Source organism: Pseudomonas lyxosi, from assembly GCF_047758685.1.
Classification (GTDB): domain Bacteria; phylum Pseudomonadota; class Gammaproteobacteria; order Pseudomonadales; family Pseudomonadaceae; genus Aquipseudomonas; species Aquipseudomonas lyxosi.
The window spans coordinates 5,780,969-5,807,434 of sequence record NZ_CP180481.1 but is presented as its reverse complement, the minus strand read 5'-3'; the positions used below and the strand labels follow the sequence as shown (position 1 = coordinate 5,807,434).

Genomic DNA, 26,466 nt, shown 5'->3' with positions numbered 1-26,466 from the left:
GCCTTTGCGCATCCGGCGCAGTGCTTGCATACGGCTGGTTTACTACCGGCCATTGGGGCATTAGCCCCATTTTTCGGGGCCGGGCAGGGGAGGCGAAAAAATGAAAACACTCACCACAGGACTGCTCGGTCTGCTGGTGCTGACCGGCGTCGTACAGGCCGATGTGTTCGTTTCCGTGGACGCCAAGGGCAGCTACGTTCTGTCCAATGTCCACCGTCCCGGCCGCACCTATGAACGGGTGATTCACGAGCCAGAACCCACCCGGGTCAGCATGGATCAGCAACCGCAGATGATTGCCCGGCAGCCCTATGCCGAGCTGGTTTCGGCGGCTGCCACGGCCAATGAATTACCGGCAGCGCTGTTGCATGCGGTGATCCAGGCCGAGTCCGCGTATGACTCCCGTGCGCGGTCACCCAAAGGGGCTGGAGGGTTGATGCAATTGATGCCTGGCACCGCCCGGGAGTTGGGGGTGAAGAATGTCTACGACCCGAAAGCCAACATTCAGGGTGGCGCCAAATATCTCAAGCGCCTGATGACCCTGTTCGATAACGACATCAGCCTCGCCGTGGCGGCCTACAACGCCGGGCCGCAAGCGGTGCTCAGCCGTGGCGGGGTGATCCCGCCGTTCGCCGAAACCCAGCGTTACGTGCCCAGTGTCTTGCGCCAATACCGACGCTTGCAGGGTCTGGCCGCGGATGCGCCGCTGTGATTGGGGACCGTGGGGCACGTTCCCCCAATAGTGGGGCAACACAACCGGTAGCAGCTGCCGAGCCTGCGAGGCTGCGTTCGGCTGCGAAGCAGTCGTGAGATCCGACAACGCAGTGTTTCAGGAAAACTTCCTGCTCAGGTTTTACGACTGCTGCGCAGCCGAACGCAGCCTCGCAGGCTCGGCAGCTGCTACGGGATGTGCGTTTTGGGGAAGTTATCTTCAGCCCCGAATGGTGGGGGGAATGGGTGGGGAATATCCCCCGAGTTGTTAAGTCGTTCGTATAACCAATTGAAAAATAACTAAATTATTTGTGGCATGCGGATTGCTCAAGGGGTTTGTCGAGACTTATTCCTAATGAGTACCATAGCGAGGCCCGTGATCATGACCGGCATACCCTACGCTCCGTCCTTGTTAAATCTGCTGCTGTTGGTGGCGTCGATGCTGGGCATTGGGCTGGCCGAAGCGGCCGTGCGTTGCGAGCGCAATCTGGTGGCCAACGTCGTGGCGCTGGATCAGCCGCTGATGTTCAACCGCCTCGGCGCGCAAAACGTCAACGGCATGATGTTCGCCCTGCGCCGCGATGTGGTCGATGACCATAAGATATCCCTGGCCCAGGGCGGGGCGGCGGTGCCGGGCAAAGTCTCGCTGCGGCCCGACAAGCGTCCTCGTCCACTGGTACTGCGCGTCGCTGCCGGTGACTGCCTGACCATCAACCTGCAGAACCTGCTCGCTTACCAGGCCAACCCCGGCAGTCACGAAAACGGGGAGGAGGGTGAGATTGAGGGCGAAGTCGCCATCGGCAACGTAGACCAATTCAAGGTCGATGAGCAGGTCGCCGACCGCCACGTCGGCTTCCAGGTCAACGGCATGCAAGCGGTCAACAGCATCGACGACATTGCGTCCTATACCGGGCGCAACGCCAATACCTTGATTGCCCCCGGCGCGACCCGTTCCTACACCTTGTACGCCGAGCGCGAAGGGGCGTTTGCCGCCAGCAGCCGCGGCGCGACCTTCGGCGGAGAAGGGGATGCAGGCAACGTGGCCAACGGGCTATTCGGCCAAGTGGTGGTGGTGCCCAAGGGCGGCCGCACCTATCGCAACACCGTGACCGAAGAAGAGATGCGCCTGGCCAGCGTCGGCCGCACCCCGGCCGGTCAACCGATTGTCGATTACCAGGCGCGCTACCCGCAGCGTGAACCGTGGATCCGTGAGGGCAAGGCAGGCACGCCGATCATCAACATGGTCGACGGCAATGAAATCATTTCCAGTGAGAGCGACGCGATCGTGATGGGCAGCAACGCCGACGGCAGCTTCCCGCCGTCGACTTATCCGCTGGAAGCCATCGGCAAACGCAACCCGGCGATCCCGAATCGTCTGGAACCGTTCCGCGATTTCGCCTCGCAGTTCCAGGATGAAACCGCCGCGACCCAGGCGTTCCCTGCTTACTGGGCGGACCCGGTGATGGCCCACGTGCTGGAGCCGACCCGCGACTCGTTCATGATCAACTATGGCTCCGGAGGCATGGGCGCCGAAGTGGTCGCCAACCGTTTGGGTGTCGGGCCGATGCACGATTGCCTGTCCTGCGCCTATGAAGAATTCTTCCTCAGCTCGCACACCGTCGGCGACGTGGCGATGCTGGTGGACGTGCCGGCCAACGCCGGCCTGGAAAATATTCGTCCCGGTGAAACGCCAAGCGCCGATCAGATCGGGGTCAAGGCGACCATGGCGCTGTACCCGTCCGAGCCGTCCAACGTCAACCACAGCTACATCGGCGACTTCATCAAATTCCGCAACACCCACAACGGTCACGAGCAGCACATTTTCCACCTGCACGGGCACCAGTGGTTGTTCAACCCCAACGACGACAACTCCGACTATGTGGACGCCCAAGGCATCGGTCCGGGCGCCGGTTACACCTACGAAATCGCCAACGGTGGTTCGGGCAACCGCAACCGGGTCGCGGGCGATGCGATCTATCACTGCCACTTCTATCCGCACTTTGCCCAAGGCATGTGGAGCATGTGGCGGGTGCATGATGTGTTCGAAGAAGGCACCAAACTCGAGGTTTCCCAACAGGGCGCCGACGGTTATCACAGCGAACCTTATGCACTGCGCAGCGGTAAACCGGCGGCAGGCGCCCGGGCCTTGCCCGATGGCGAGATCGTTGCCGGTACACCGATTCCAGCCGTCGTGCCGTTGCCAGGCAAAGCCATGGCGCCGATGCCGGGCAAAGTCGCGGTCGTGCCGAAAATCGGTGCAACCCTGGTGGCCGGTGGTGATGACGACGATGACGAGGAGGATGACGATGACGACGACGAACAACTCAGCGGTAACGGCGGCGTTCAGGCCATCGGTTCCCTGGCCCTGGTGGATCGCAGTGCAGCCAACCGCAATGCCGACGGCAGCCTGAAAAACCCTGGCTATCCGTTCTGGATCGGCGGCATGGAAAGCTCGGTCGGCCAACGCCCACCGACCCCACCGCTGGACATGCTCGACGCTGCCAAGGCGCAGGCCTTGAAAACCAGCGGCAACGCCTTGTGGGCCAACCTCGACCCGGCTCAGTCCGGTGGCTGGGACGGTGGCCTGGGGCGCCATTCTCTGGACGGCTTCTCCTCCGGTGGCCAGGCGCGCACCATTACCACGTCCCTGGATTTCTCCAAGGAAGTGACGCGCGCCAAGCCGATTTACATGCCGGAAGAGGGCACCGAAGTCGAACAGGCGGCCATGGCGTTCCACGCCAAAAAAGACCACCCAAGCTTCGCCGTGCTGCCCGGTAATCAAATCGTGGCGCGCAACTTCCGCACCAACGGCGCCTTGCCGATCGCGGGCGCACCGTATTACGAACCGTGCATGGATGACCGGCAAAAACGTCTGACCAGCAGCGCCGGCACCGGCGAGTTCAACAGCGGTGAGCGGGTCGACGGCATGTCCTTCAGCGGTTCTTCGACATTCACCGCCGACCGTCCACGGGTCTATAAAGCCGCGAACATTCAGTTCGACGCGGTCTACAACAAGGTCGGTTACCACTTCCCGCAAGCGCGCATTCTCGCGCTGTGGGAAGACGCCTGGCCGGTGATCAACAAGCAGCGTCCGCCAGAGCCTTTGGTGATGCGCATGAACACCTTCGACTGCGTGCAGTACCAGCAAACCAACCTGGTGCCGGCCACCTATGAAATGGACGACTATCAGGTGCGCACGCCGACCGACGTGATCGGCCAGCACATTCACCTGCCGAAATGGGACCTGACGGCCGCCGACGGTTCGGCCAACGGCTGGAACTACGAAGACGGCGTGCTTTCCCCCGGTGCAGTGCAAGAACGCATCCACGCCATTCGCGAGTTCAACCAGTGCCAAGGCACCGATCCGCGTGATGGCACGCCGGCCTGCCCGAAAGCCAAGGCTCACCCGTTCTTCGGCCAATATGGCCGGGCCGACTGGGTTGGCGCGCGGACAGCGATGCAGCGCTGGTTTGTCGATCCGGTGGTGAACGCCAAAGGCGTCGACCGTGGCCTGGGGACCATTTTCACCCACGACCACCTCGGCCCATCGACTCACCAACAGATCGGTCTGTACGCCACCGTGTTGGCAGAACCGGCCGGTTCGACCTGGTTCCACGCCGAAACCGGCGAGCCGTTGTACAGCGGCGCGCGGCAGGACGGCGGACCCACTTCGTGGCAAGCGGTGGTGTCCACCGGTGACCTGGACGGCGACGGCAAGAACGACAGCTTCCGTGAGTTCTTCCTCGAATACAGCGACTTCCAGCACGCCTATGAAGCGGGTGTGTACGTGGGCGCTGGTCCGAATGGCGTGCCTAATCCGCAAGCTTTCCCGGCCACGGCTGACAGCTTCCGCTACGCGATCAACCCACCGGTGCGCAAAGAAGCCGAGACCTTGCTTGAACAGGTGGTCGAAGCCCGCGGTGGACTGATGCCCGGTTGCCCAAGCCGGCCATGCCCACAAGCAATCTCGGTCGATGACCCCGGCATGTTCGTGGTCAATTACCGCAACGAACCGCTGGCCCTGCGGGTGTACGACCCGAACAAGGTCGGGCCGGACGGCAAGCGCGGCATGCAGGCCGACGGCCTCGGCGGCGACCTCGCGTACGCCATGCAAAGCCGTACCGACCGGGCCATCCCGGCGATGAACCTGGCGCCCAACCTGGTGACTGCGGCCACCGGTCCAACCGGCGGCACCACGCTGTTTCCGCCACACATCAACCGTGGCGGCGCCGAACCGGGTGATCCGTTCACCCCGATGCTGCGCACCTACACCGGGGACAACGTGCGGCTGCGGGTGCATGCCGGTGGTCACGAAGAAGAGCACAACGTAACCCTGCACGGTGTGAAGTGGCTGCAAAGCGGTTCCGGTTTTGGCAACAGCTCCAACTCCGGCTGGCGCTCGTCGCAAATGATCGGGATCTCCGAGCAGATGGGCTTCAATGCGCCGGTGTCGATGATCTCCAGCGCAACCGCGACCACCGGGGATTACCTGTACTCGATGGACGCCTCCCTGGAAGGTTACTGGAGCGGGATCTGGGGCGTGATGCGCAACTACACGGCCCAACGCAGCGACCTGTTCGCGCTGCCGAACAACGCGAAACCGGCCGGTATGCGCAACACCGTGGCATTCGATGGCATCTGCCCACGGATCGGCGCCAACCCCAATGGCATCGGCACCCGGCCGACACCACAACGCAACTATGAAGTGGTCGCGGCGCTGGCCAACGACATCCTTCGTAATCCGTTGAACCTGGCCATCGGTGATCCGGCGGGGGTGGGGCAGCATGTCGGCGGGCCATTGAATCCGGCGGGCGGTACCCTGGTGTTCAACTCGCGGCCCATGAACATTCCTCAGGTTACGGTGAACGACCCCGAGGACGGGACGACCTTCACCATCGGCGGGCAAAGTGGCCCGTTACATGACCCGACGGCGATCCTTTATGTACGCAAGGGCGACCTCGATCCGATCACCGGCAAGCTCAAACCTGGTGTGCCGGTCGAACCGCTGGTGCTGCGCGCGGCGGCCGGCGATTGCATCAACATCACCCTGGAAAATCGTCTGCCCATGGTGATGCCGGACCTGACTCAGACGGCTACGGTGATGGGCATGGTCAAGCGTGACCGCCACGATGGCGAGGGCTCGACCACCTTCAGCAATAACCTGATGCGGCCGTCCAGCACAGTGGGCCTGCACGCACAACTGCTGGCGTACGACATCACCAAATCCGACGGGACTAACGTCGGCACCAACCCGATCCAGACCGTGCCGCCGCGTGTCGGCAATGTCGGCGCGTACCCGACGCGTACCTATCAGTACTACGCCGGGCACCTGGAGCGTGAAGGCAAACCGGTCACGCAACTGGGCCGCAGTGTCGACAACATCAACGCCACGGCGGTGGAGTTTGGCGGGCTGAATTTCACCCCGGCGGACGTCATCAAGCAACCGCAGAAAGGCCTTGGCGGTGCGATGAGCATCCTGCCGGTCGGCGCCACCTGGGTTGACGATGCACGCAAAGTCTCTGCGACGGTCACCGCACCGGGGCAGACCACCTACCGCGATTTTGCGATGGTCTGGCAGAAGGCGTTGAACATGCGCTGGGCCAATGGTCGTCCGGTGGAAGGTATTGCTTCGGAGGCCGGTGTACCGACCGATCCGCAGGACAACTCGAGCATGGCCATCAACTACAGGGCCGAGCCACTGTGGTACCGCTTCGGGCTGGCGCCGGATGCGCCGTTCGGTCACGCCGATGGCCATGGTTATGGCGACGTGCCCAACGCGCACATGGCGTACAGCAATGCGCTGGTGGGAGGCGATCCGCAGACGCCGGTGCTGTACGTCAAGCCGGGGCAACCGTTCCGCACGCACATCATGATGCCCACCGGTGGCAGCCGTGGCACGACCTTCCAACTGGATGGTCACGTCTGGTCGGTCAACCCGTTCCAGTCGGAGAAGAGCGATACCGGTGGCTATCCGATGAGTACACCAGGGGTGGGCTCGGTGCGGTTCGGCTACAACCCGATGTCGATGTACATCGGCGCCCACGAAAGCATCTTGCCGGCGGCGCACTTCAGCTTCATGCACCCGAGCGCCGGGGGCAGCAACGCGATACCGGGCGACTACCTGTTCCGTGATTACGGGGCCTACGGCAACACCGCCGGGCTTTGGGGATTGCTGCGGGTGACCAACGAACCTGAACCGGCTCCGGCACCTTGAGCCATAGCAGACACAGATCTGAAGGGGAGAAGTGTTATGAACAGGACCATCAAAATCGCCGGATGTGCACTGGTTGTGGGGTTGGCGCTGATCTGGCTGGGAGTGTGGCGCACGACGGCCCCGACCATGCTGAGCGAGGTCGCACTGCCGGACACCTGGAGCGGCCAGACGCTTGAGCGTGACGGGGTGTCGGTGGCGCTCGAGGTGCGGCCGTTGGCGCAGGACGGCGTGCTGCGCGAGGGTGGATTCGCTGACGTGCGCTTTCGGGTCACTGACAGCGCTTCGGGCCAGCCACTGTCGGGTGTCGCCCCCGGTGCCTGGCTCGATCCGGAAACCGTCGCCGCCGACCAGGCCCAGGGCCGCGAACACAGCTGCAAATCCCGGGTCGGGGTGTTTCTGAAATCGAGCATTGGCGCGCGGCCGTTGCTCGATCTGAACAGCTACTTCCTGCTGGTGATGAACCGCGATGCCAGCGTCTCGGTGGTCGACCCGTCGGTGTCGGTGGGCGGGATCACCAGCACGATGGCGCGGATCGACATCAAGCAACCGCCGATGGATTGGGTCACGCCCAGAGACAACAAGCGGGCGTTCGTCTCAATGCCGACCGCCGATGAAATTGCGGTGATCGACAGCGAGCAATTCAAGTTGATCGACTCGGTCGCGGCTGGCAGCAACCCGGTACGGCTGGCATTACAACCGGATGAGCGTCTGCTGTGGGTCGGCAACAACGCGAAATCGCCCGAGGCGTCCGGGGTGACGGTGATCGACACGCACAGCCTCAAAACTCTCAAACACCTGGCCACCGGTGCCGGGCATCACGAAATCGCTTTCAGCAAGGACAGTCGTTTTGCCTTCGTCACCAACCGCGATGACGGGACGCTGAGCATTATCGACATCGCCAGCCTGACCATCAGCAAGCAACTCAAGACCGGCTCGCACCCGTTGTCCGTGGCGTACTCGCCGCTGTCCCAGGCGGTGTATGTCGCCGATGGCAAGGACGGCACGGTGACCGTGGTTGACACCACCAGCCTCGCGGTACGGCGGGTGATCAAGATGAAACAGGGCCTGGGCCCGATGGGTTTCAGCGCTGACGGTCGTTTCGGCATCGCGCTCAACACCCTGGAGAACCAGGCCTCGGTGATCGACGCGGCTACCGACTCGTTGATCCATGAATCGGACGTGTCCGCCGAACCTTATCAAGTGGTGTTCACCAAGGCCTACGCCTACATTCGCGGACTGGCGTCGGCCAAGGTCACGATGATCAACCTGTCGTCCTTGGGTGATGGCCGCACGCCGATCAGCCAGGGCTTCGAAGCCGGACCTCAGGCGCCACGGCTGGCCGGTGACCTGCCGCTGGCATCGAGCCTGGCGGTGTCGCGGGACGACAACGCGGTGTTTGTGGTCAACCCGGTGGACAACACCACCTACTTCTACGCCGAAGGCATGAATGCGCCGATGTCCGGCTACCCCAATCGCGGGCAGGTGGCGCGGGCGGCGATGGTCATCGACCGCAGCCTGCGCGAAGTCGAGCCGGGGCTGTACAGCGCCCGGATCAAACTGCCCGCCGCCGGACGTTTCGACGTGGCCTTCCTGCTGAACCAGCCGAACATCATCCATTGCTTCACGGCTTTGGTTGAGCCGGATAAAACCCTCACCCGGCACCCGGATGTGCCGAAGGTGGAATTCATGCTCGACACGTCCACGGCCGCCCTCGGCAGTCCTTACGTGGTGCGTTTTCGCATCGTTCAGGGCAAGCAGAAGGCACAGCGCAGCGGGGTCAAGGACGTTCAGGTGCGCTACTTCCGGGCCCCGACGTCCCGGGTCCAGCAAGTCGCCGCGCTGGAAGTGGGCGACGGCGTTTATGAAGCCCCGGTGACCCTCGACCAGAACGGCGCCTGGTACCTGCACGTACGCGCGGCGTCGCTGGGCGCGAGTTTCGACGACAAGACTTTTGCCAGCGTTCGGGTCCTGCCCGGCGATGCCCACTAAAAAGGAGTTTCGACATGAACCGATTCGCACACCGTGGACTGCTGACGTTCTGCCTGCTGGCCGCCGGTATCGGCCAGGCGCTGGCCCACTCGGCGGATGAACACGCCAGTCACGAAATGCCGGCCAAAAGCGCCCGTTCGGAAAGCGCCCAAGTCAAGTTCGCCGACGTGATGCTGGTGGACCAGAACGGCAAAGCGGTGCGCCTGGAAAAAGACCTGGTGACCAACAAGATTGTGGTCATGAGCTTCATCTACACCAGCTGCACCACTGTTTGCCCGGTGGTGTCGTCGATCATGGGCAAGGTGCAAAAACAGCTGGGTGCCCGGGTCGGCGGCGAAGTGCAACTGGTGTCGATCAGCATCGACCCGCAGCGCGATGACGCCAAACGCCTGAACGACTACGCCCGCAATTTCCAGAAAGGCCCGGGCTGGAGCTGGCTGACCGGCAGCTCGCAATCGATCAACGAAACCCTCAAGGGACTGGGCACCTTCAGCGGGGACTTCAAAAACCATCAGCCACTGATTCTGGTGGGTGACGGCAACAGCCGTCACTGGACCCGCTACTACGGCTTCACTGACCCGAAGGTGCTGGCCCGTGAAGTGGAGAAACTCAGCGGTCAGCGCAACATCCACGCCAAGCACACGGCCATCGCGATGGAGCAGCAGCCATGAGAGCCCTCGACTGGATCACTCTGACGGTTTGCTTTTGCCTGTTCAGTTCACTGGCGTCCGCCCACGAAGGGCACGAAGAGCCGGCACCGGCGGTGTCCGCCGTTGCCGTACCGCCCGGCTTGGTTACGGGCACTGGCACCCGCGATGCGAAAACCTGGTTCACCGACACGCCGTTGCAGGACCAGAACGGCGAGACCCTGCGTTTCTACAGCGACGCGCTGCAGAACCGCGTGGTGCTGCTCAATGTGATTTTCACCCGTTGCAACGATGCCTGCCCGCTGATCACCCGCAAGCTCAAGGAAGTGCGTGAGTTGCTGGGCGACAAGGCGGACGGCATCACTTTTATCTCCCTTACCAGTGATCCGCTGCGGGACACCCCGGCGGTACTCAAGGCTTACACCTTGAAGCAGGGCGTCGATGGCCCTCACTGGCTTTTTCTTACCGGCGACAAGGCACAGATGGACCTTGTATTGGGGCGCATCGGTCAGATCGTGCCGACCCCCGAGCAGCATTCAACACAATTGATCGTGGGTGACGTGGCCAACAAACGCTGGAGCAAAATCCGTCCCGATGCCCCGGCCGCCGCCATTGCCCAGCGCTTGCAGTTGCTGACAATGCCCGTGGCCGGTCGTTGAGCCCGCGCCATGAGAACTTCACTCGCTCTCGGCCTGCTACTGCTTGGCGGCCTGCATTTCGCCGCTGATGCGTTGCCGCTGAGCCCTGACGAAAGCGCCGGCAAACGGCTGTATCGCGAGGGTGTGTCCGCGAGTGGCGAGCCGATCATGGCGCGGGTCGGGGCGGCGGGCATACTGTTGCCCGCCACCAGCCTGCCGTGCGCCAACTGCCACGGCGCCGATGGCCTCGGGCGGCCCGAAGGCGGGGTGCGACCGCCGGATCTCAGCTGGTCGCGGCTCACCAGCACTTACGGCCAGCAGCAAATCAATGGCCGTAATTACCCGGCGTATACCGAAGGCACGTTGGTGCGTGCCATTCAGGAAGGGCGTGATCCGGGCAACAATCGGCTCGACCCGGCGATGCCGCGCTTCGTCCTGTCGATGAATGATCAGCGCAACCTCACGGCCTACCTCAAGCGCGTGACCGAGGACCGCGACCCCGGCCTGACCGCCGACAGTCTGCACCTGGGCACGTTGTTGCCACGTCAGGGGCTGTTGAGCGAGGAGGGCGCCACGGTGGCGGCGGTGCTCCGGGGCAGCGTGGCGCGAATCAACGAAGCGGGTGGGATTCATGGCCGACAGTTGCGCCTGACCATCGTCGATCCGGGCCCGGACCGAGCCAGTGCCGAGCAGGCACTGGATCAATTGATCGAGCAGGAACAGGTGTTCGCCCTGATCGCGCCGCTGGCGCCGGCACTGGACTCGGACCTGGCCGCGCGCCTGGAACGGGCCGGCATTCCGCTGATCGGACCGCTGTCATTGCTGGGCACGGCGCAGGCCAGTCGGCAGATTTTCGAACCGCTGCCGGGGTTGCGCGAGCAACTGATCGCCCTGGCCGAGTACGCCACCGTTAATTTACGGGTGATCCAGGGACCGACGCTGATCACTTACCCGGACGAGCCCAGTCAACGGTTGGCGGCGCAGAGCCTCGGCCAGTACTTGCAGGATCACGCCTGGCAAAAGGTCAGTCTGAAAGTCTACGACTCGGCGCAAGACGAACTGCCACTGGGCTCGCGGTCGGTGTTTTACCTGGGCGGCGGCGGCGGTTTCAGTCGCCTCGCCGAGCGCTTGCAGGCGGCGGGGCAGGTGCCTTATCTGTTCGCTGCGTCGAACCAGGTGGCGGGTGATCTGTTGCAGGTGCCCAGTGATTTTTCCCGGCGGGTGTTTCTGGCTTATCCGTTCGTGCCCAGTGACTGGACGCTGGCCGGACGCCTGGCCCTGACCCAACTGCGCCAACGCCAGGGGCTCGGCGGTCAGCATGCGATGCTGCAAGTCGGCGCGTTCAGTTCGATGTTGCTGCTCAGCGAAGGTATGAAGCAGGCCGGGCGCAACGCCAGCCGGGAGAAACTCATCAGTGCGCTGGAAGGCCTACATGACTTCGATACCGGGCTGACCCCGCTGATCAGCTTCGGTCCGGGCCGCCGCCTCGGCTTGCGCGGCGCGCATATCGTCACCGTGGACTTGCCCGACCAGCGCTTTTATCTGGTCGCGCCTTATAAACCCATTGCCGCTACACCCTGACTGGAGGTCTCGATCATGGCGCTCAAGACTCTGTTGCTCCTGCTCACGCTGTGGGTTCCCGTGGCGTTCTGCAGCAATGGCCCGGCCGCCGCGCGGGTCAATGGCGAGGAAATTTCCGAGTTTCGCCTGGAGCGCTATTTCGCCGAATACCTGGAGGATCAGGGCCGGGCGGTGGGCAGCCTCCGCAACCCCAAGGCCTACAAGAAATTACGTCAGGCAGCACTGACAGCCTTGATTGACAAAGAATTGCTCTGGCAAGAAGCCGTCAAGCGCGGGGTGGTGGTCAGTGACGCGGTGGTGCAACGCCAGGTCGATCAGACCCGGCAGGCCATGGGCGGTGGCGACGTGTTCGCCCAGCGCCTGGAAGAGGCCGGTTTCGACGAAGTCGGTTACACCGAGTACACCCGCCGTGAACTCGCGGCCCAGCAAGTGTTTGCCGACCTCACCCAGGTCGCCGGGCCTGACGAAAAACAGGTCCGTGCGTTCTATGAAGAGCATCGCGCCGAGATGAGCCGGCCGGAACAAATCCAGGCACGGCACATCCTGATCAAAGTGCCTCAAGGCGCTGATGCCGCCACAGTTGAAACAGCCCGGCTACGCTTAGAGGAGATGCGTGTGAAAATCAGTGCGGGTGAGGATTTTGCCAGCGTGGCCCGGACCGGTTCCGAAGACGCTTCCGCTAGCGAGGGCGGAGATCTAGGCTATTTTCCTCGTGGGCGGATGATGCCTGAATTCGAAGCCGCTGCCTTTGCCCTGGCACCGGAGGCGGTCAGTGCACCGGTGCGTACGCCGTTGGGCTGGCATTTAATCTACCTGCAGAACCACTTGGAGGCGACCGATGTCTCAGAGGTGCAAGGGCTTGAAATGGTCCGGGCTTACCTTGCCCGACAGCAACAGGCTCAAGCTCGTCTTCAGGTTCTCGCACAGTTGCGATCAAGCAATCGAATCGAACGGATTGACGATGATTGAAGGTTCCCCCCCCAATAGTGGGGAAAAGCTTCAAGGCGTATCCGAGTGCTTCCCCGCCTTTGGGGGATGGAGTTTCTGGACGAAATGGTTTTTTCATGAAAATCAAAGACGTGCAACGGTAAAAAACCGGCGCTCAGCCTGGCATGAAGTGTGCGTTAGCCTCAGTGAAGGCGCGTACTCCCAGGGCTGGAACATCGGACCTGCGGCTTCAAGGAGTCGACCTTGTTAAACAAAATACTGGTTGTCGAAGACGAACAGCTGCTTGCCGAAAACCTCAAGGATTACCTTCAGGCGCAAGCGCTGGACGTCCGGATAGCTCACGATGGTGCGATGGCAATCGGCGAGGCCGAGCGTTTTGCACCCGATGTGATGGTGTTCGATTACCGCTTGCCCGACATGGAAGGCTTTGAGGTGCTCGATGCTGTCCGCCTGAACAGGAAGTGTCATTTTGTGCTGATTACCGGGCACCCAACCGCTGAAGTCTGTGAGCGGGCCCGGCAACTGGGAGTCAGCCATATCCTGTTCAAACCGTTTCCATTGGCGGAATTGGCCCGAGCAGTCTGCGACCTTCTGGGGATGGAGCGCGAACCCAAAGCAGGCATGAGCAATTCGCAAGGTTTTGTCGAACGACGCCAGAGCAGGACCGAGAGTTTCCCGCTGCAGTTGTACGACGGCAGTTGGGTGCTGGCAGATCGTCGACGAAGTCTATCGACCTCCATGGCACCAGACGACGAACAATTGCTCACCGGGGAGTAGTGGCGCGACAAGACGTTCCGGCATCCGCCGCAATGGCCTGCCGCGTCGACAGGGCTCAAAGCCCCCGGCGTTGGAGAGCATGCCATGGACCGTCTATTCCTTGCCGTCGAACCGGCGCTGTTGGACTGTGTACCGTCTCGCTTTTCCAGTGAACAACTGGCCCAGGCACGTTCCCTGGCCGCCAGTTCCGGCGAACGGGTACTGGAAGCCCTCGGGGGGTTGTGCGAACTGGCCCCCATGCCCTTCATCCAGTGCCTCGGCGCGACCCTGCATTATCCGGTGCTCGACACCGACAGCCTGTTCAAAGCCACCCCGGTGTTCGACCGGGTCACCCTGGCCCAATGCATCAAGCGCGAATTCATCCTGCTGCGTCACGACGATGCGGTCATCGGTGTGTTTGCCGACCCCTTCGATACCTCACGCCTGGCCTGGATCGACGACTGCCTGCACGGCGCGCCGCTGTACCTGGTGCATGCCGACGACCTGAAAGCCTACCTGGCACGCCACGAAGAGAGCTTCCACGCCGTGGAATCACTCAACGCCCAGGCCGACGCCAATGTCGAAATCGATACCCTGCAAAGCCTGTCCCTGACCAGCATCAGCGAGGACGCCAGCGTCGTCGTCAAACTGGTCAACTCGACCCTTTACGACGCATTGAAAATGCACGCCAGCGATATCCATCTGGGCACCACCGGCAGCGGCCTGGTGATCAAGTACCGGATCGATGGCGTGCTGAACAACATCAGCAAAATCCAGGGCAGCGAATTCGCCGAGCAAGTGATTTCCCGGGTCAAGGTCATGGCCGAACTGGACATCGGCGAAAAGCGCGTGCCCCAGGACGGTCGCTTCAAGATCGGCATCAGCGGCCGGCAGATCGACTTTCGGGTGTCGATCATGCCGAGTATTTTCGGGGAAGACGCGGTGCTGCGGGTCCTCGACAAACAGGACCTGGCGGACAAGGTCTGTGGCGTGCAGTTGCAAGCCCTGGGCTTCGAAGAAGAAACCCTGCGTCATCTGCGTCGGCTGGCGGCCGAACCTTACGGCATGGTGCTGGTGACCGGCCCCACCGGTAGCGGCAAAACCACCACGCTGTACGCGATGATCACCGAGATCAACCACGGCGTGGAAAAGATCATCACCATTGAAGACCCGGTGGAATACCAACTGCCGGGCGTGCTGCAAATCCCGGTCAACGAAAAGAAAGGCCTGACCTTCGCCCGTGGTTTGCGCTCGATCCTGCGCCATGACCCGGACAAGATCATGGTCGGTGAGATCCGCGACCCCGACACCGCGCAGATCGCCGTGCAATCGGCGCTCACCGGGCACCTGGTGTTCACCACCATTCACGCCAACAACGTGTTCGACGTGATCGGCCGGTTCACCCAGATGGAAATCGACCCTTACAGCCTCGTGTCCGCACTCAATGCGGTGCTGGCCCAACGTTTGATCCGACTGGTCTGCTCCAGTTGCAGCGCGCCGGCATACCCGACTGATGAAGAGTTGCGCCTCTCCGGTCTCGATCCGCAACAGGTCGATCACTACCACTTTGTCCACGGCAAGGGCTGCGGTCATTGCCGCGGCACCGGTTACCGCGGGCGTACGGCGATTGCCGAACTGCTGCACCTCGACGACGAGCTGCGGCAAATGATCGTCGAGCGCCAACCCATTTCGAAAATCAAGGCCCTGGCGTGCAGCCGTGGCTTGCGCCTGTTACGCGAGTCGGCACTGGAGCTGGTTGCAGAGGGGCGGACCACGCTCGAGGAGATCAATCGTGTCACTTTTATCTCGTGATCGTTTTGTCGCCGTGCTCGGCGCCAGTGGTGTCGGTCTGGGCCAGCGCCTTGGCAGTGAAACCCAGTGGCTGGGCAGCGTCGGTTTTATCGACGAAGGCTTCCATGCCTGGGCCGTGGCGCTGGAAACCCTCGACCGTCTGCTAGGCGAATACACCCGTCCCGGTGCCGAATTGAGTGTGGTGATCTCCGGACACTTCAGCCGCTTCTGTCTGGTGCCCTGGAGCGAACAGATCAGCAGCCCTGCCGAATTGCTCGGGTTTGCCCAACTGTGTTTCGAAGACCTTTACGGCGTACCGACGCAACCCTGGAGCATGGTGCTGTCGGCTGAGCCGGCGGGTTACGACCGGGTCGCCACCGCACTGCCGCAAGACCTGCTGACGCATCTGCGTACGCTGGCCACGGGGCGTGGTCTGCGCCTGCGTTCGGTGCAGCCGTACCTGATGGCGGCGTTCAATCACTTCGATAAAAGCTTCGACGCCGGCGACTTCCTGTTCGTCGTCGCCGAACCGGTGCGCAGTGTGTTGTTGCTGGCGCGGGAAGGGTGCTGGGCATCGGTGCGTTCGGTGGGCAGCAGCGACAGCGACGCCGCGCTGACCGCGTTGATCGGTCGTGAAAGCCAATTGCAGGCGTCCACCAGCGAGCGGCCGCTGAACGTTTACCTGCACGCGCCGGCACGCATTGACTCGCACCCTGACGTACCCGGTGTGCACCTGCGCACCCTCGACGACAACCGGGCATCCGTACGCGATGGCTTGTACGTCATGTCCCGGGCGGTGGCCTGACATGCGCGCCCTGATGCTCGACTTCCAGCCGCGCCGTCGCTCGGGCCCTTTGGGCTGGAGCCTGCTGGTCGGTGGCGTGGTGCTGACGCTGGCCTGCGTGCTGGTTCAGCAGCACCTCAGCGAACAGGCCGCGCAACAGCAAGGCCATTTGCAAACCACTCAGCGCGTACTCACCGGTGACACGGGCGGCAAGGTCAGCCTGACCCCGGCCGAAACCCGCGAACAGGCGCACAACCTGGCCGAGATGCGCAAGGTGTCCCAGCAATTGCGCCGGCCTTGGGAGCGTCTGTTCGCCATGCTCGAAGCCATGCCACGGGACGATATTGCGTTATTGACCCTGACCCCGGATGCCCGCAAAGGCCAGGTGCGAATCAGCGCCGAAGCGCGGGATCTGGAAGCCATGCTCGACTTCCACCGCAGCCTCGAAGCCAGCGACGAGCTGTCCGATGTGTCGCTGCTCAGCCACGAAATCGTCGCGAACGTGCCGGAACACCCGGTGCAATTCAACCTGTCGGCTAGCTGGGAGATTGGCGATGCAAATCCCTAGATTGATCGTCCACGAATACCTGCAAGGCTTGGGCATTCCCGGTCTGGCAGGGCTGGCGATGTTGCTGCTGGCGCTGGTGTATGGCCTGGTGGGCCTGATGCCGGACTGGCAGTCGCTGCAAACGCTCAGCCAGCAGACGCGCGAAGCCGGCGAGTACCTGGCCAAAGTCGAAGACGGCAGTATCGCCGCGCCGGTGGTGCCGCAACGTCAGCTCGACGACTTCCGCAGCAAGTTGCCGTCCCAGCCGCAGGCCACCGTGGCCATCGACAAGATTTACGCACTGGCCGCTCAGGAGCACATCACCCTGGCCCGTGGCGAATATTCCCTGGGCATCGACCCCAAGACGCACCTGGCCCGTTATCAGATTCTGCTGCCGGTGCGCGGCAGCTACCCGCAACTGCGGCGCTTCCTGCATGCCTTGCTCGGCCAGTTACCGGCAGTGGTGGTGGAGGACGTGGAGTTCCAGCGTAAAAAAATCGCCGACACCGATCTGACCGGGCGGATCCGCATGACCCTTTACCTGTCGAGGTCATGATGAATACCAAACGCGCAGTGGGTTGGGTGGCGTTCTTCGGCGTGGCGGCGGCGCTGACATGGTTGCCTGAATACTTCACGTCGTCCGAGGAGGGCGATGCGTTGGTTGCCGCCGCGGCCACCCCGACCAACAGCAAAACCCGTGGTGTGCTGCCCGCAACATCCGCCGGCAAAACATCGACAGCGGTCAAGGACCTGAGCCCGGTTGGTGACTTGTTCGCCGCCCGCAGCTGGAAGGCTGCGCCGCAGCTCGCCACCGTCACCGAACAACCCGTCAACCTGACCCCGGAGGTGCAAGTCCCCACGGCACCACCGATGCCTTTCCAGTTCATTGGCAAGCTGAATGACCGTTCCGACCTGCAAGTGTTTTTGCAGAACGGCGAAAAAATATACGTCGTGCGCAAGGGGGATGTGATCGACGACACCTGGCGGATCGAGGGGATTTCCGACGTGGAACTCAGCTTTGTCTATCTGCCTCTGCATTTGTCTCAGACTTTGTCTGTGGGGAGCACGCAATGAACAGATCCCGTTTGCTGATGAACCTTTGCCTTTGTGCAGGACTGGCCGCGTGCAGTTCGGCGCAGGTCGCCAAGCAAGAGGCGACCGACCTGATGGAGTCGGGACAATACGAAGCCGGCCTGGCCCGCATCGAGGAAGGGCTGAAGGAAAACCCTCGCGACACCGAGCTGCACCTGGCCCTGAACAGCAGCCGTGCTCGTGCAGTGACGGCGCTGTTGACCCAGGGCGACATGGATCGCGCCCAGCGTGATTTCGCGTCAGCCCGCCAGGCTTACAGCCGGGTGTTGACCATCGAACCGAACAACCGCCGTGCCCAGGACTCGCTGCGCCAGCTCGATCACATGCGCAGCCTGGATGAAAAACTCGAACTGGCCCGTGGTGACCTGCGTCGCGGTGACATCTACGGCGCCGACCGCCAGGTCAAACAGATCCTCGAACTGGACCCGAAAAATGAAGGGGCGCTGGAGCTGCAAAGCGACGTCCGCCTGGTGCAAAGCCGCAACGTGATTCCGTATCCACAACTGCGGACCCGTCTCGATCGGCCGGTGACCCTGGAATTTCGCGAAGCCAACCTGAAAACCATCTTCGAAGTGCTGTCGCAGGTCGCCGGTTTGAATTTCATCTTCGACAAGGACCTGCGCCCGGACATGAAAGCCACTATTTTCGTGCGTGACGTGCGCATCGAAGACGCCGTGGAACTGCTGCTGCAACAGAACCAGCTGCACCAGAAAGTGGTGAACGAAAACACTTTGCTGATCTACCCGGACTCACCACAGAAGCTCAAGGATTACCAAGAGCTGGTGATGCGCACCTTCTACCTGACCAGCATCGATGCCAACACCGCGCTGAACATGATCAAAACCATGCTCAAGACCCGCGATGTGTTCGTCGACGAGCGCCTCAATACCCTGACCATGCGCGACTCTGAAGACGCTGTCCGCATGGCCGAAAAACTCCTGCAATCGCAGGACCAGTCCAACCCTGAAGTGGTGCTGGAAGTGGAGGTGATGGAAGTCGCCACCCAGCGGATTCTCGACCTTGGCCTGCAATGGCCGAACACCTTCGGCGTGGTCAACAGCGACGGCTCGGCCGTGACCCTGCTCGATCAACTCAAAGGCATCAACTCCAGCCGAATCTCGATCTCGCCGTCGCCGCAGGCCAAGATCAACGCCCAGGACAACGACATCAACACCTTGGCCAGCCCGGTGATTCGCGTCAGCAACCGCGAACAGGCGCGCATCCACATTGGTCAGCGCGTGCCGATCATCAGCGCCACCTCGGTGCCTTCGACTCAAGGGCCGGTGATCACCGAAAGCGTCACCTACCTCGATGTCGGTCTTAAACTTGAAGTACAGCCGACCGTGCACCTGAACAACGAAGTGGCGATCAAAATCGCCCTGGAAGTGAGTAACGCCACGCCGCTGGAACCGACCCGCCAGGGCACGATTCCGGTTCAGGTCGACACCCGCAACGCCCAGACCACCCTGCGTCTGCATGACGGCGAAACCCAGATCCTCGCCGGCCTGATGCGCAACGACCATGGTGCCACCGGCAACAAAATCCCCGGCCTTGGCGACATTCCAGGTCTTGGCCGTTTGTTCGGCAGCAACAAGGACACCGTCGGCAAGTCGGAGCTGGTGCTGTCGATCACGCCGCGGATCGTGCGCAACCTGCCGTACCAGAGCCCGTCGGACATGGAGTTCACCACCGGCACTGAAACCAGCATGCACATTCAGGCACCGGAACGTGGGATGGACTCGACGAGCCCCACAGAAACCCTCGGTGCCCCGGTTGCATCCACCCGCGTTGTCGTCGAGAAGCCTTGATCATGAAGGCCTCGCAACGCGGTTTTACCCTGATCGAAGTCGTGGTGACGCTGGCCCTGATCGGCCTGCTGGCCGGCATGGCCGCGCCGCTGACCGAGACCGTGGTGCGCCGGGGCAAGGAGCAGGAACTGCGCACGGCGCTGTATCAGATTCGCGATGCCATCGACGCCTACAAACGTGCGTTCGACGCCGGCTACATCGAGAAATCCCTGGACAGCAGCGGCTACCCGCCGAACCTGCAAGTGCTGGTGGACGGTGTGCGCGATGTGCGCAGCGCCAAGGGTGCCAAGTTCTTCTTTTTGCGGCGCGTGCCCCATGACCCGCTAGCGCCGGTCAAGCGTAACGACGAAGGCGGCTGGGGCGTGCGCTCCTACGACAGTACGGCTCAGAACCCGCGCGAAGGCGAAGACGTCTTTGACGTCTACTCCAAGGCGCGCGGCAAGGGTCTCAACGGCATCGCCTACCGGGAGTGGTGAGATTATGCGTCGGGAAAAGGGTTTTACCCTGCTCGAACTGATGGTGGTCATGGCAATCATCGCCACCCTGATGACCATCGCCTTGCCACGCTATTTCAACAGCCTCGAGGTCTCGAAAGAGACCACGCTGCGCCAGAGCCTGTCGGCCATGCGCGAAGCACTGGATCACTACTACGGCGACACCGGGCGTTATCCCGACTCCATCGAACAGTTGGTTGAGCAGCGTTACCTGCGCAACCCGCCGATGGACCCGATTGCCGAACGCAAAGACCTCTGGGTGCTGGTCGCGCCGCCTGATGGCGTCCCGGGCGGAGTCGCCGATATCAAAAGTGGGGCCACAGGGAGGGCGCGTGATGGCAGCCTTTATTCCGAGTGGTAAGCCCTCGAATGAGGCCGGGTTCACTTACCTGGGCGTGCTGTTTCTGATCATGTTGATGGGCCTGGGCCTGGCCAGCGCCGGCGAGTTGTGGTCCACCGCGTCGCGCCGTGATCGTGAACGCCAGTTGCTCTGGGTCGGTACTCAATACGCTCAGGCATTGCGCAGTTATTACCGCAGTTCACCTGGCTTGGCCCAGTACCCTCAAGCGCTGGCGGACCTGCTGCAGGACGAGCGTTTTCCGTCGCCCAAACACCACTTGCGCAACCTCTACCCGGACCCGATTGGGGGTGGCGAATGGACGTTGATGCGCGGTTTTGACGGGCGCATCACCGGCCTCAGCAGCCCCTCCACGGACACGCCGCTCAAGCAGGCGGATTTCCCCAGTCAATGGTCGGACTTCACCGGCATGGCGAGCTACAAGGATTGGCAGTTCGTCGCCGAGAAGGCCTTCCTCGATGGCGCGTCCGCGCCCAAAGGCCAATCCAAAAACGCCTCAGGCGTTGGGGCGGTGACGCCATGAACAGGCACTGGCTACCGGCCCAGATGCTGGTGCTGATGGCTTCATCATATGTACTCGAAACCCTTGTGGGAGCTGGCTTGACTGCGAAGGCGGCCTGATAGCCGACCTATTTCTTTCAGGTGTACATATCCATTCCTGCGGTAACGGCCACTAATGGTTTCGCCCTTACGGCGAGGCACTTTTGGCAAACGCCCTCCGTGTCAGGCTACTTGTCGCCCTTGTTGATTGACTCATTCACTCAAGAGGGCGAAGGTGCACGACAATGCCTATGCGTTATACCGACGACTTCAAAGACTGGGCCGTACAGCAAATGATGCCGCCCCTCAATCGTTCAGTGGCGGACCTCGCTGTTGCACTCAATGTCACGCCACAGGCACTGCGTAATTGGAGGCAAATGGCTAGAGATAAAGGTTTGATCGTGCCCGGAAACGGGAAGACCAGTGATCAATGGTCCAGCGCCGATAAATTCAATGCCGTCATGGAAACCGCGCCGTTGAGCGAGGTGGAAATCTCTCAATATTGCCGAATCAAAGGTATTTATCCTGAGCAAATCCAGCAGTGGCGCGAAGCCTGCCAAAACGCCAATACCCTTGCTGACCTGAAACCCAGCGCAGAGAAAACTGCCGAGCAACTACGGATCAAAGAGCTGGAACGTCAGTTGATTCGATCAGATGCTGGACGTGCTGAGGCGGAGGCTTTGCTGGAACTCAGAAAAAAAGCCAATGCGATCTGGGGCAAGGACAAGGAAGACTGATCAGTGCCTCTGATCGTACGCAAGCCATGAAGTTGATTGCCGAGGCAGTACTGGGTGGAGCTCGTCGATATCGGGCGTGCAACGAGCTGGGACTGAGCCTGCGCACGGTTCAACGTTGGCGACACACTGACTGCGACAAGCGCCTGGTGGCTCAGCGGGTAGCGCCATCAAACAAGCTCAGCGAGGCAGAGCGCCAAGCGGTGCTTGGCGCGGCCAATCAGGCTGGCTATGCCAGCCTCACACCGCACCAAATCGTTCCCAAGCTGGCAGATGAAGGTATCTATCTGGCTTCGGAATCGACTTTTTACCGTGTGTTAAAAGCGGCTAATCAAAACGTGCGCCGTGGTCGTGCCAAAGCCCCGAAACGCAAGGTGCTGACGACGCATCGTGCTGACGGCCCCAATCAGGTGTGGTGCTGGGATATCACCTGGTTGCCGAGCACAGTTAAGGGCCGTTTTTTCTACTGGTACATGGTCAAGGACATCTACAGCCGTAAATTGGTCGCCAATGAAGTGTATGAATCGGAGTGCAGCGAGCATGCGTGTGAGCTGCTTGAAAAAGGCTGCTTACGCGAGCACACAGCCGGTCGTCCCTTGGTGCTGCACTCAGACAATGGCCACGTCATGAGAGGTTCTTTGCTGCGTGAAAGCATGGTTGCTCTGGGCGTCGAGCCGTCATTTAGCAGACCTCGTGTGAGCAACGACAATGCCTACGCCGAAGCACTTTTTCGCACGGCAAAGTACTGCCCGCTCTGGCCGGATCAACCGTTTGATACGGTCACGCAAGCAAGGCTTTGGGTGCAAAAATTTATTGAGTGGTACAACGAAGACCATCGTCATAGTGCCTTGAAATACGTGACGCCGAACGAGCGCCATGAAGGCAAAGCAACAGCTCTATTACAGGCCAGAGCAGCGCTGTATGAAGATGCCAGGGAAGCTAATCCGAGCCGCTGGAGTACCAGCACACGCAACTGGAAGTTGGCAGATACGGTGTATTTGAACCCCGAACGCCCTGACGTTAAGGCCGCAATGGGTTAGCCGTAGGAATACCAAGGCGACAGGTACCTTGACACGTACCGAACGCCTCAAAAGTAACCAAAAAGTCTCGCCCCAAGCGTCCGGCCCCTCGCTTAGGCTCGGCGTTCCTTCGTTCCGGCATTCATCTGGGGGCATCGCCTCCGGTTGGCTTCGCTTCAACCTCCTCTCGATGTGTGCGGCTTCGCCGCACGGCGCTTCGCGCCTTCCCCCCAGATGCACACCTCCACTCAGCCTCCCGAAGGGGCGGGTGGGTCAAGATCAAAAGCTGCAGGCGAGCTAACGCTCGACCTATTGAGTGGTGAGAAGCGTCGGGTGTACACGCTCCCACAGTGGATTTTCGTCGTTAACAAAATTCGTGTCCTCTGAAGATCAAATGTGGGAACTGGCTTGTCGGGTCGCCGCATCGCTGCGATGGCGGCCTGACAGCCGACCATGTTTGTGGGGGCGCGTGTTTCTTCATAATCCAAAATGTGTGCCCCATCCCCATGTAACCAGAAGTCCGAGAATAGAGAAGGCAGCCATTCGATGAGGAATGATGACCCAGCGTTCCAGTTGTTGGGGAAAGTAGTTCAGGTCATCGATAGAGTCTGGGTCTATCTCCAGCAGAAAAGAATCGGGAGCCTGTAGTAGGGTCCTGATGTGGCCCAGACGATACTTGCGACCGAAAAAGCCATTGCCCTTTACCTTGCGGTAGTACTCCACAAACCGGGAGTTCTCAAGATGCATCTCGATTTTTTCGAGTTTGAAACATCCCACGAACACCATCACCGCCAGACTCATGAACGTCAGAACCAGCAGTGCTATCCATGTCGCCGCGTAGATAAGTTGAAGTTCGCTCATAGGGCTTTCGATGTTTATTTGTAGGTTCCGGAACTTATCAAGGGTCCAAAGAAATGCGCCACCCGAGACACCTATGAACAACAGGCCGTCCGGGAAGGTGATCCATTTTTTTAGATTATCTGGCACAAGTTCAGCGGCGATGAACGCGCCGGGGTCATTCAAGTGCAGATGGTTGGTGCACCCCAACAAGGCGCTTATATGACGCAATCGGTGAAAACGACCTGCCGGTCCGCTGCCCATAATTCTGAGATTGACTTCGACACCATCGGAGATGCTGAACTGTTTTTCCAACTCGTCGAGCTTGAAGTAGGCAACGTAGAACAGGATGGCCTGGCTAAGAAAAATCAGAAAAAATATGCTCGTCCATGCCAGAAGTCTGAGGTTTTCGATGTCTTTCATGGTCGTGAAATCTCAAACAATTTTTCACCCACCTCACCGCCTATTTCAGAGCCAGCTGTTCCTGTAACGCTTGCGACAGCGCCGGACACAATCAACGCACAGACAATGCCGCCCACCCCGGCTGTTTCCAAACCAATCGCTGCGCAAACCCCGTAATTCATTAGTTTTTTTGCGGCATAGCCTGCAGCAACGCCGCCACTGATGCTACCGGTCAGCTTACCTCCCTCGACATATTTGGACTGCGTGCATTTTTCCGCATTTCCGGCGCGACATACTTCCTCAACTCTCATTCCCGCCGCACCTATTGCCAGCCCGATCCCGACGTATCCACCAGCCTTCATGTACTTTGCTGCACGAGCAACGCCCTCAATGTTTGTTGCATAACCTGGCAACTGCGTCGGAGAGCCCGCCTTACCCCAATGGTGGAGCGTACGGCGACTGGAAAGTCCCAATGCCCGCTTGAGCTTGGGGTGATCCGGAATACCAGCTCCTTTGCGAACCATAGGACCAAGGCTCGCATTTACCTTCGCAAGCATCCGTTTACGCTGAGTAAAGAAATCCCTTGAACGCAAATGCCCGTGCTGGCGGTACTGTTGCTGATGCAATTTCTCGAGCTCGGTAAGCGTAGATTTCAGGCTTTCCAGATGCTGCCCGATCATGAACGACGCCACACCCAACGACCCCGCCGACACCTCCAGAAACGGCTCAATCACCTCATGGTGCTCAACCATGAACGAAGCTTCTTCATCACTCAGATCCTTGAGCGCGTCGTTGACCTTCTGCGCAGCAATCATCATCTGCGCCTCTTCACGCCGGCACATGTAGTGCCGTGAATCGCTGAAAATCACCATTTGCCCCGGCTTCATGTGCTCACCCAGATGGCGATTGAGCGAACGAAATTCGCGACGTAACGCATCGCTTGGCGAGCTCTCGTACAGCGAGCGTTCCAGCGACTCAAGACTCATGGGCTTTTCAACAATATAAAATCCCGACTCCGCCGGTTTGGGCTGCGTGAAGTCGTGATCTTCGACCAGATGTTGCGCCGGTGATGGTTCGGGCTTGGTCTTGAAACCGTTCCATGAAGCGCCACCGTTATCTAGTTTGGCGCGAGGCGTGACCATCACCCAATCACCGTTGCTCACGGCGTTGATCAGTTTTTGCTGGTGGGCGGTCTGCATGTAGTTGGAGTGGTTGGCGCCCACGGCATTCAGCAGGTCGTCGAAGCCTTGCAAGTCATACGGGTAGTTCAGGGCCTGACGAAGCGCATCGGCAGCTTGATGGCTGTCGAGTACCTGGCCGCGCTGGCCAGCGAGTTGGTGTTGGGGGATGAGTTTGGTCACGCTTGTCGCCCGGTCCTTGGAAACGGGGCACTTTGGCGATCGGGCTCTGGGGTGGATGCCGGGGGATTCTGTTTGGCTTGTAGGGGAAGTCCGAATTTTTTGCGGTGTTAGGGGGAGGGTGGTTTGTCAGCGGGTTACTGGCTGAATGACAGGGCCAATCGCGGGCAAGCCACGCTCCCACAGTTGATCCGCGTCGTGCACAAAACACGCGAGACGGCCTGACAGCCGAGCAGTTGTTCCCGGCCGTACTCAATCCCCTGTGGGAGCGAGCTTGCTCCGGGCGGCGTTCCGACGATGACATGGGTCAGCTGACATCAATGTTGAATGACACACCGCAATCGCGAGCAGGCTCGCTCCCACAGGGAATGTGTACTGATTCGAGGGGCGTGTTTAATGGTGTTTAGAGTTACTTCCTGAAAGCTACAGATCCTTGCGCCGTTGCCTACGACTGCGCCAGAATCCGCCGGCTTGTGCGCTTTGTACCGGGTCTTTATCGTTTCCGGGCCGCTGAATTCAGCGGCCGGGTTTAGCGACCCGGACTATTCAAAGTGCATCAGTGCTCCAGACTTTCTTGCAGACTTTTGACGTCTGCAATTACGTTATGGTGGCTGTATGCGGGAGATCTTCGGATCTACCGGGTGCCTTTGACCGGTTCGCTAACCTGCATACAGTCGCCACCCTTACTTGTTTAGCGACAGGTTCTGGTGGCGCTATTTTCCAAAGGAGCTTCACCATGTTCAAACCCACACCCAATCCCCCCGAATCAGAAACCGAAAGCACTACCGCTGACCTCCACCTCAACCCCGCCTTTCTCAAAAACTCCGCCTCCCACAACCCCAGCAGAATGTTCGCTATCGTCGCGGACATGGACACTGAAAGCCTGTTGGCTCACGCCTGTGAATCGCTGGCTTCGGCGAGTGTCATGGCCAGTGATTTCGCGGTGTTTGTGGAGGGGCCACAGCGCAGCATGTTATTGGGCATCCAGCAGGTCATCATGCTGGCCGACCTGGCGGTAAATCGGGCGTTGGATAACATCGATCAGCAGGACTAACCGCTGAACCATTGTGGCGAGGGAGCTTGCTCCCGCTGGGCTGCGAAGCGGCCCCAAACCCGGCAAACACATTTCTACTGACACACCGCATTCGCTGGTGTTACGACGGCTTCGCCGCCGAGCGGGAGCAAGCTCCCTCGCCACAGTTAGGCATTCGGCAGTTTGAC

Annotated in this window: 21 protein-coding genes; 19 read left to right on the top strand and 2 right to left on the bottom strand. The window is 60.8% G+C overall.

The features are described from left to right. Positions 1-100 precede the first annotated feature (100 nt). The 18 genes from ACMXYI_RS26610 to ACMXYI_RS26525 all read left to right on the top strand — a co-directional run bounded on the left by ACMXYI_RS26610 (position 101) and on the right by ACMXYI_RS26525 (position 22,669). Positions 101-709, top strand: a complete 609-nt coding sequence (locus ACMXYI_RS26610; protein WP_415769869.1) for a lytic transglycosylase domain-containing protein — start codon at positions 101-103, stop codon at positions 707-709. A 381-nt stretch (positions 710-1,090) separates the two neighbouring features. Continuing rightward, positions 1,091-6,922 carry a manganese-oxidizing multicopper oxidase MnxG gene (mnxG, locus tag ACMXYI_RS26605; RefSeq protein WP_415769867.1) on the top strand — a complete coding sequence of 1,944 codons (5,832 nt, stop codon included), beginning with the start codon at positions 1,091-1,093 and terminating at the stop codon, positions 6,920-6,922. 36 nt (positions 6,923-6,958) lie between these two features. Next, complete coding sequence (locus tag ACMXYI_RS26600) at positions 6,959-8,911, top strand: YncE family protein (protein ID WP_415769866.1); 1,953 nt, start codon at positions 6,959-6,961, stop codon at positions 8,909-8,911. A gap of 14 nt (positions 8,912-8,925) precedes the next feature. Continuing rightward, the gene (locus ACMXYI_RS26595; protein WP_415769864.1) at positions 8,926-9,582 is read left to right on the top strand and encodes an SCO family protein; all 657 of its coding nucleotides are present in this window, start codon (positions 8,926-8,928) and stop codon (positions 9,580-9,582) included. Then, positions 9,579-10,217, top strand: a complete 639-nt coding sequence (locus ACMXYI_RS26590) for an SCO family protein (RefSeq protein WP_415769863.1) — start codon at positions 9,579-9,581, stop codon at positions 10,215-10,217. Before ACMXYI_RS26595 ends, ACMXYI_RS26590 begins: the two co-directional genes overlap by 4 nt. 9 nt (positions 10,218-10,226) lie before the next feature. Continuing rightward, complete coding sequence (locus ACMXYI_RS26585) at positions 10,227-11,777, top strand: cytochrome c/ABC transporter substrate-binding protein (RefSeq protein WP_415769861.1); 1,551 nt, start codon at positions 10,227-10,229, stop codon at positions 11,775-11,777. Positions 11,778-11,792: 15 nt separating this feature from the next. Next, entirely contained in the window at positions 11,793-12,746 is a 954-nt protein-coding gene (locus tag ACMXYI_RS26580; RefSeq protein WP_415769860.1) for a peptidylprolyl isomerase, read from the top strand. A gap of 222 nt (positions 12,747-12,968) precedes the next feature. Then, positions 12,969-13,502, top strand: a complete 534-nt coding sequence (locus ACMXYI_RS26575) for a response regulator (RefSeq protein ID WP_415769858.1) — start codon at positions 12,969-12,971, stop codon at positions 13,500-13,502. Positions 13,503-13,586: 84 nt separating this feature from the next. Further along, positions 13,587-15,293: a GspE/PulE family protein gene (locus ACMXYI_RS26570; RefSeq protein ID WP_415769856.1), complete on the top strand. Its 1,707-nt coding sequence runs from the start codon at positions 13,587-13,589 to the stop codon at positions 15,291-15,293. Next, positions 15,274-16,077 carry a hypothetical protein gene (locus tag ACMXYI_RS26565; RefSeq protein WP_415769854.1) on the top strand — a complete coding sequence of 268 codons (804 nt, stop codon included), beginning with the start codon at positions 15,274-15,276 and terminating at the stop codon, positions 16,075-16,077. The genes ACMXYI_RS26570 and ACMXYI_RS26565 overlap by 20 nt, the downstream gene beginning before the upstream one ends. 1 nt (position 16,078) lies before the next feature. Then, complete coding sequence (locus tag ACMXYI_RS26560; RefSeq protein ID WP_415769852.1) at positions 16,079-16,624, top strand: PilN domain-containing protein; 546 nt, start codon at positions 16,079-16,081, stop codon at positions 16,622-16,624. Further along, entirely contained in the window at positions 16,611-17,159 is a 549-nt protein-coding gene (locus tag ACMXYI_RS26555; protein WP_415769850.1) for a GspMb/PilO family protein, read from the top strand. The genes ACMXYI_RS26560 and ACMXYI_RS26555 overlap by 14 nt, the downstream gene beginning before the upstream one ends. Further along, complete coding sequence (locus tag ACMXYI_RS26550; protein WP_415769848.1) at positions 17,159-17,677, top strand: hypothetical protein; 519 nt, start codon at positions 17,159-17,161, stop codon at positions 17,675-17,677. Before ACMXYI_RS26555 ends, ACMXYI_RS26550 begins: the two co-directional genes overlap by 1 nt. Next, positions 17,674-19,503, top strand: coding sequence for a secretin N-terminal domain-containing protein (locus ACMXYI_RS26545; protein WP_415769847.1), 1,830 nt, complete (start codon positions 17,674-17,676; stop codon positions 19,501-19,503). Before ACMXYI_RS26550 ends, ACMXYI_RS26545 begins: the two co-directional genes overlap by 4 nt. A 2-nt stretch (positions 19,504-19,505) precedes the next feature. Next, a complete protein-coding gene (locus tag ACMXYI_RS26540) occupies positions 19,506-19,979 on the top strand; it encodes a type II secretion system protein (RefSeq protein ID WP_415769845.1) in 474 nt (157 codons plus the stop codon). Positions 19,980-19,983: 4 nt separating this feature from the next. Beyond that, positions 19,984-20,358, top strand: coding sequence for a type II secretion system protein (locus ACMXYI_RS26535; protein WP_056746582.1), 375 nt, complete (start codon positions 19,984-19,986; stop codon positions 20,356-20,358). Next, a complete protein-coding gene (locus ACMXYI_RS26530; protein ID WP_415769843.1) occupies positions 20,333-20,878 on the top strand; it encodes a type II secretion system protein in 546 nt (181 codons plus the stop codon). Before ACMXYI_RS26535 ends, ACMXYI_RS26530 begins: the two co-directional genes overlap by 26 nt. A gap of 262 nt (positions 20,879-21,140) precedes the next feature. Then, a protein-coding gene (locus tag ACMXYI_RS26525; RefSeq protein WP_415768804.1) for an IS3 family transposase occupies positions 21,141-22,669 on the top strand; the annotation gives its coding sequence in 2 pieces (ribosomal slippage) (positions 21,141-21,606 and positions 21,606-22,669; 1,530 coding nt in all). Positions 22,670-23,125: 456 nt separating this feature from the next. Here ACMXYI_RS26525 and ACMXYI_RS26520 read toward each other — a convergent pair. Further along, entirely contained in the window at positions 23,126-23,908 is a 783-nt protein-coding gene (locus ACMXYI_RS26520) for a hypothetical protein (protein ID WP_415769842.1), read from the bottom strand. Then, positions 23,905-25,248, bottom strand: coding sequence for a hypothetical protein (locus ACMXYI_RS26515; RefSeq protein WP_415769840.1), 1,344 nt, complete (start codon positions 25,246-25,248; stop codon positions 23,905-23,907). The genes ACMXYI_RS26520 and ACMXYI_RS26515 overlap by 4 nt, the downstream gene beginning before the upstream one ends. A gap of 733 nt (positions 25,249-25,981) precedes the next feature. On the opposite strand from ACMXYI_RS26515, the gene ACMXYI_RS26510 reads away from it, so the two are divergent. Beyond that, on the top strand, positions 25,982-26,299 hold the full coding sequence (locus ACMXYI_RS26510) for a DUF6124 family protein (protein WP_415769838.1): 318 nt from the start codon (positions 25,982-25,984) through the stop codon (positions 26,297-26,299). Positions 26,300-26,466: the final 167 nt, after the last annotated feature.

Excerpts from the sequence above, each read along its gene's own strand:
- ACMXYI_RS26555 (WP_415769850.1), top strand. The coding sequence starts at position 16,611 with ATGCAAATCCCTAGATTGATCGTCCACGAATACCTGCAAGGCTTGGGC.
- mnxG (WP_415769867.1), top strand. The coding sequence starts at position 1,091 with ATGACCGGCATACCCTACGCTCCGTCCTTGTTAAATCTGCTGCTGTTG.
- ACMXYI_RS26610 (WP_415769869.1), top strand. The coding sequence starts at position 101 with ATGAAAACACTCACCACAGGACTGCTCGGTCTGCTGGTGCTGACCGGC.
- ACMXYI_RS26530 (WP_415769843.1), top strand. The coding sequence starts at position 20,333 with ATGGCAGCCTTTATTCCGAGTGGTAAGCCCTCGAATGAGGCCGGGTTC.
- ACMXYI_RS26570 (WP_415769856.1), top strand. The coding sequence starts at position 13,587 with ATGGACCGTCTATTCCTTGCCGTCGAACCGGCGCTGTTGGACTGTGTA.
- ACMXYI_RS26585 (WP_415769861.1), top strand. The coding sequence starts at position 10,227 with ATGAGAACTTCACTCGCTCTCGGCCTGCTACTGCTTGGCGGCCTGCAT.
- ACMXYI_RS26540 (WP_415769845.1), top strand. The coding sequence starts at position 19,506 with ATGAAGGCCTCGCAACGCGGTTTTACCCTGATCGAAGTCGTGGTGACG.
- ACMXYI_RS26600 (WP_415769866.1), top strand. The coding sequence starts at position 6,959 with ATGAACAGGACCATCAAAATCGCCGGATGTGCACTGGTTGTGGGGTTG.
- ACMXYI_RS26590 (WP_415769863.1), top strand. The coding sequence starts at position 9,579 with ATGAGAGCCCTCGACTGGATCACTCTGACGGTTTGCTTTTGCCTGTTC.
- ACMXYI_RS26580 (WP_415769860.1), top strand. The coding sequence starts at position 11,793 with ATGGCGCTCAAGACTCTGTTGCTCCTGCTCACGCTGTGGGTTCCCGTG.
- ACMXYI_RS26545 (WP_415769847.1), top strand. The coding sequence starts at position 17,674 with ATGAACAGATCCCGTTTGCTGATGAACCTTTGCCTTTGTGCAGGACTG.
- ACMXYI_RS26520 (WP_415769842.1), bottom strand. The coding sequence starts at position 23,908 with ATGAAAGACATCGAAAACCTCAGACTTCTGGCATGGACGAGCATATTT.
- ACMXYI_RS26510 (WP_415769838.1), top strand. The coding sequence starts at position 25,982 with ATGTTCAAACCCACACCCAATCCCCCCGAATCAGAAACCGAAAGCACT.
- ACMXYI_RS26595 (WP_415769864.1), top strand. The coding sequence starts at position 8,926 with ATGAACCGATTCGCACACCGTGGACTGCTGACGTTCTGCCTGCTGGCC.
- ACMXYI_RS26550 (WP_415769848.1), top strand. The coding sequence starts at position 17,159 with ATGAATACCAAACGCGCAGTGGGTTGGGTGGCGTTCTTCGGCGTGGCG.
- ACMXYI_RS26535 (WP_056746582.1), top strand. The coding sequence starts at position 19,984 with ATGCGTCGGGAAAAGGGTTTTACCCTGCTCGAACTGATGGTGGTCATG.
- ACMXYI_RS26560 (WP_415769852.1), top strand. The coding sequence starts at position 16,079 with ATGCGCGCCCTGATGCTCGACTTCCAGCCGCGCCGTCGCTCGGGCCCT.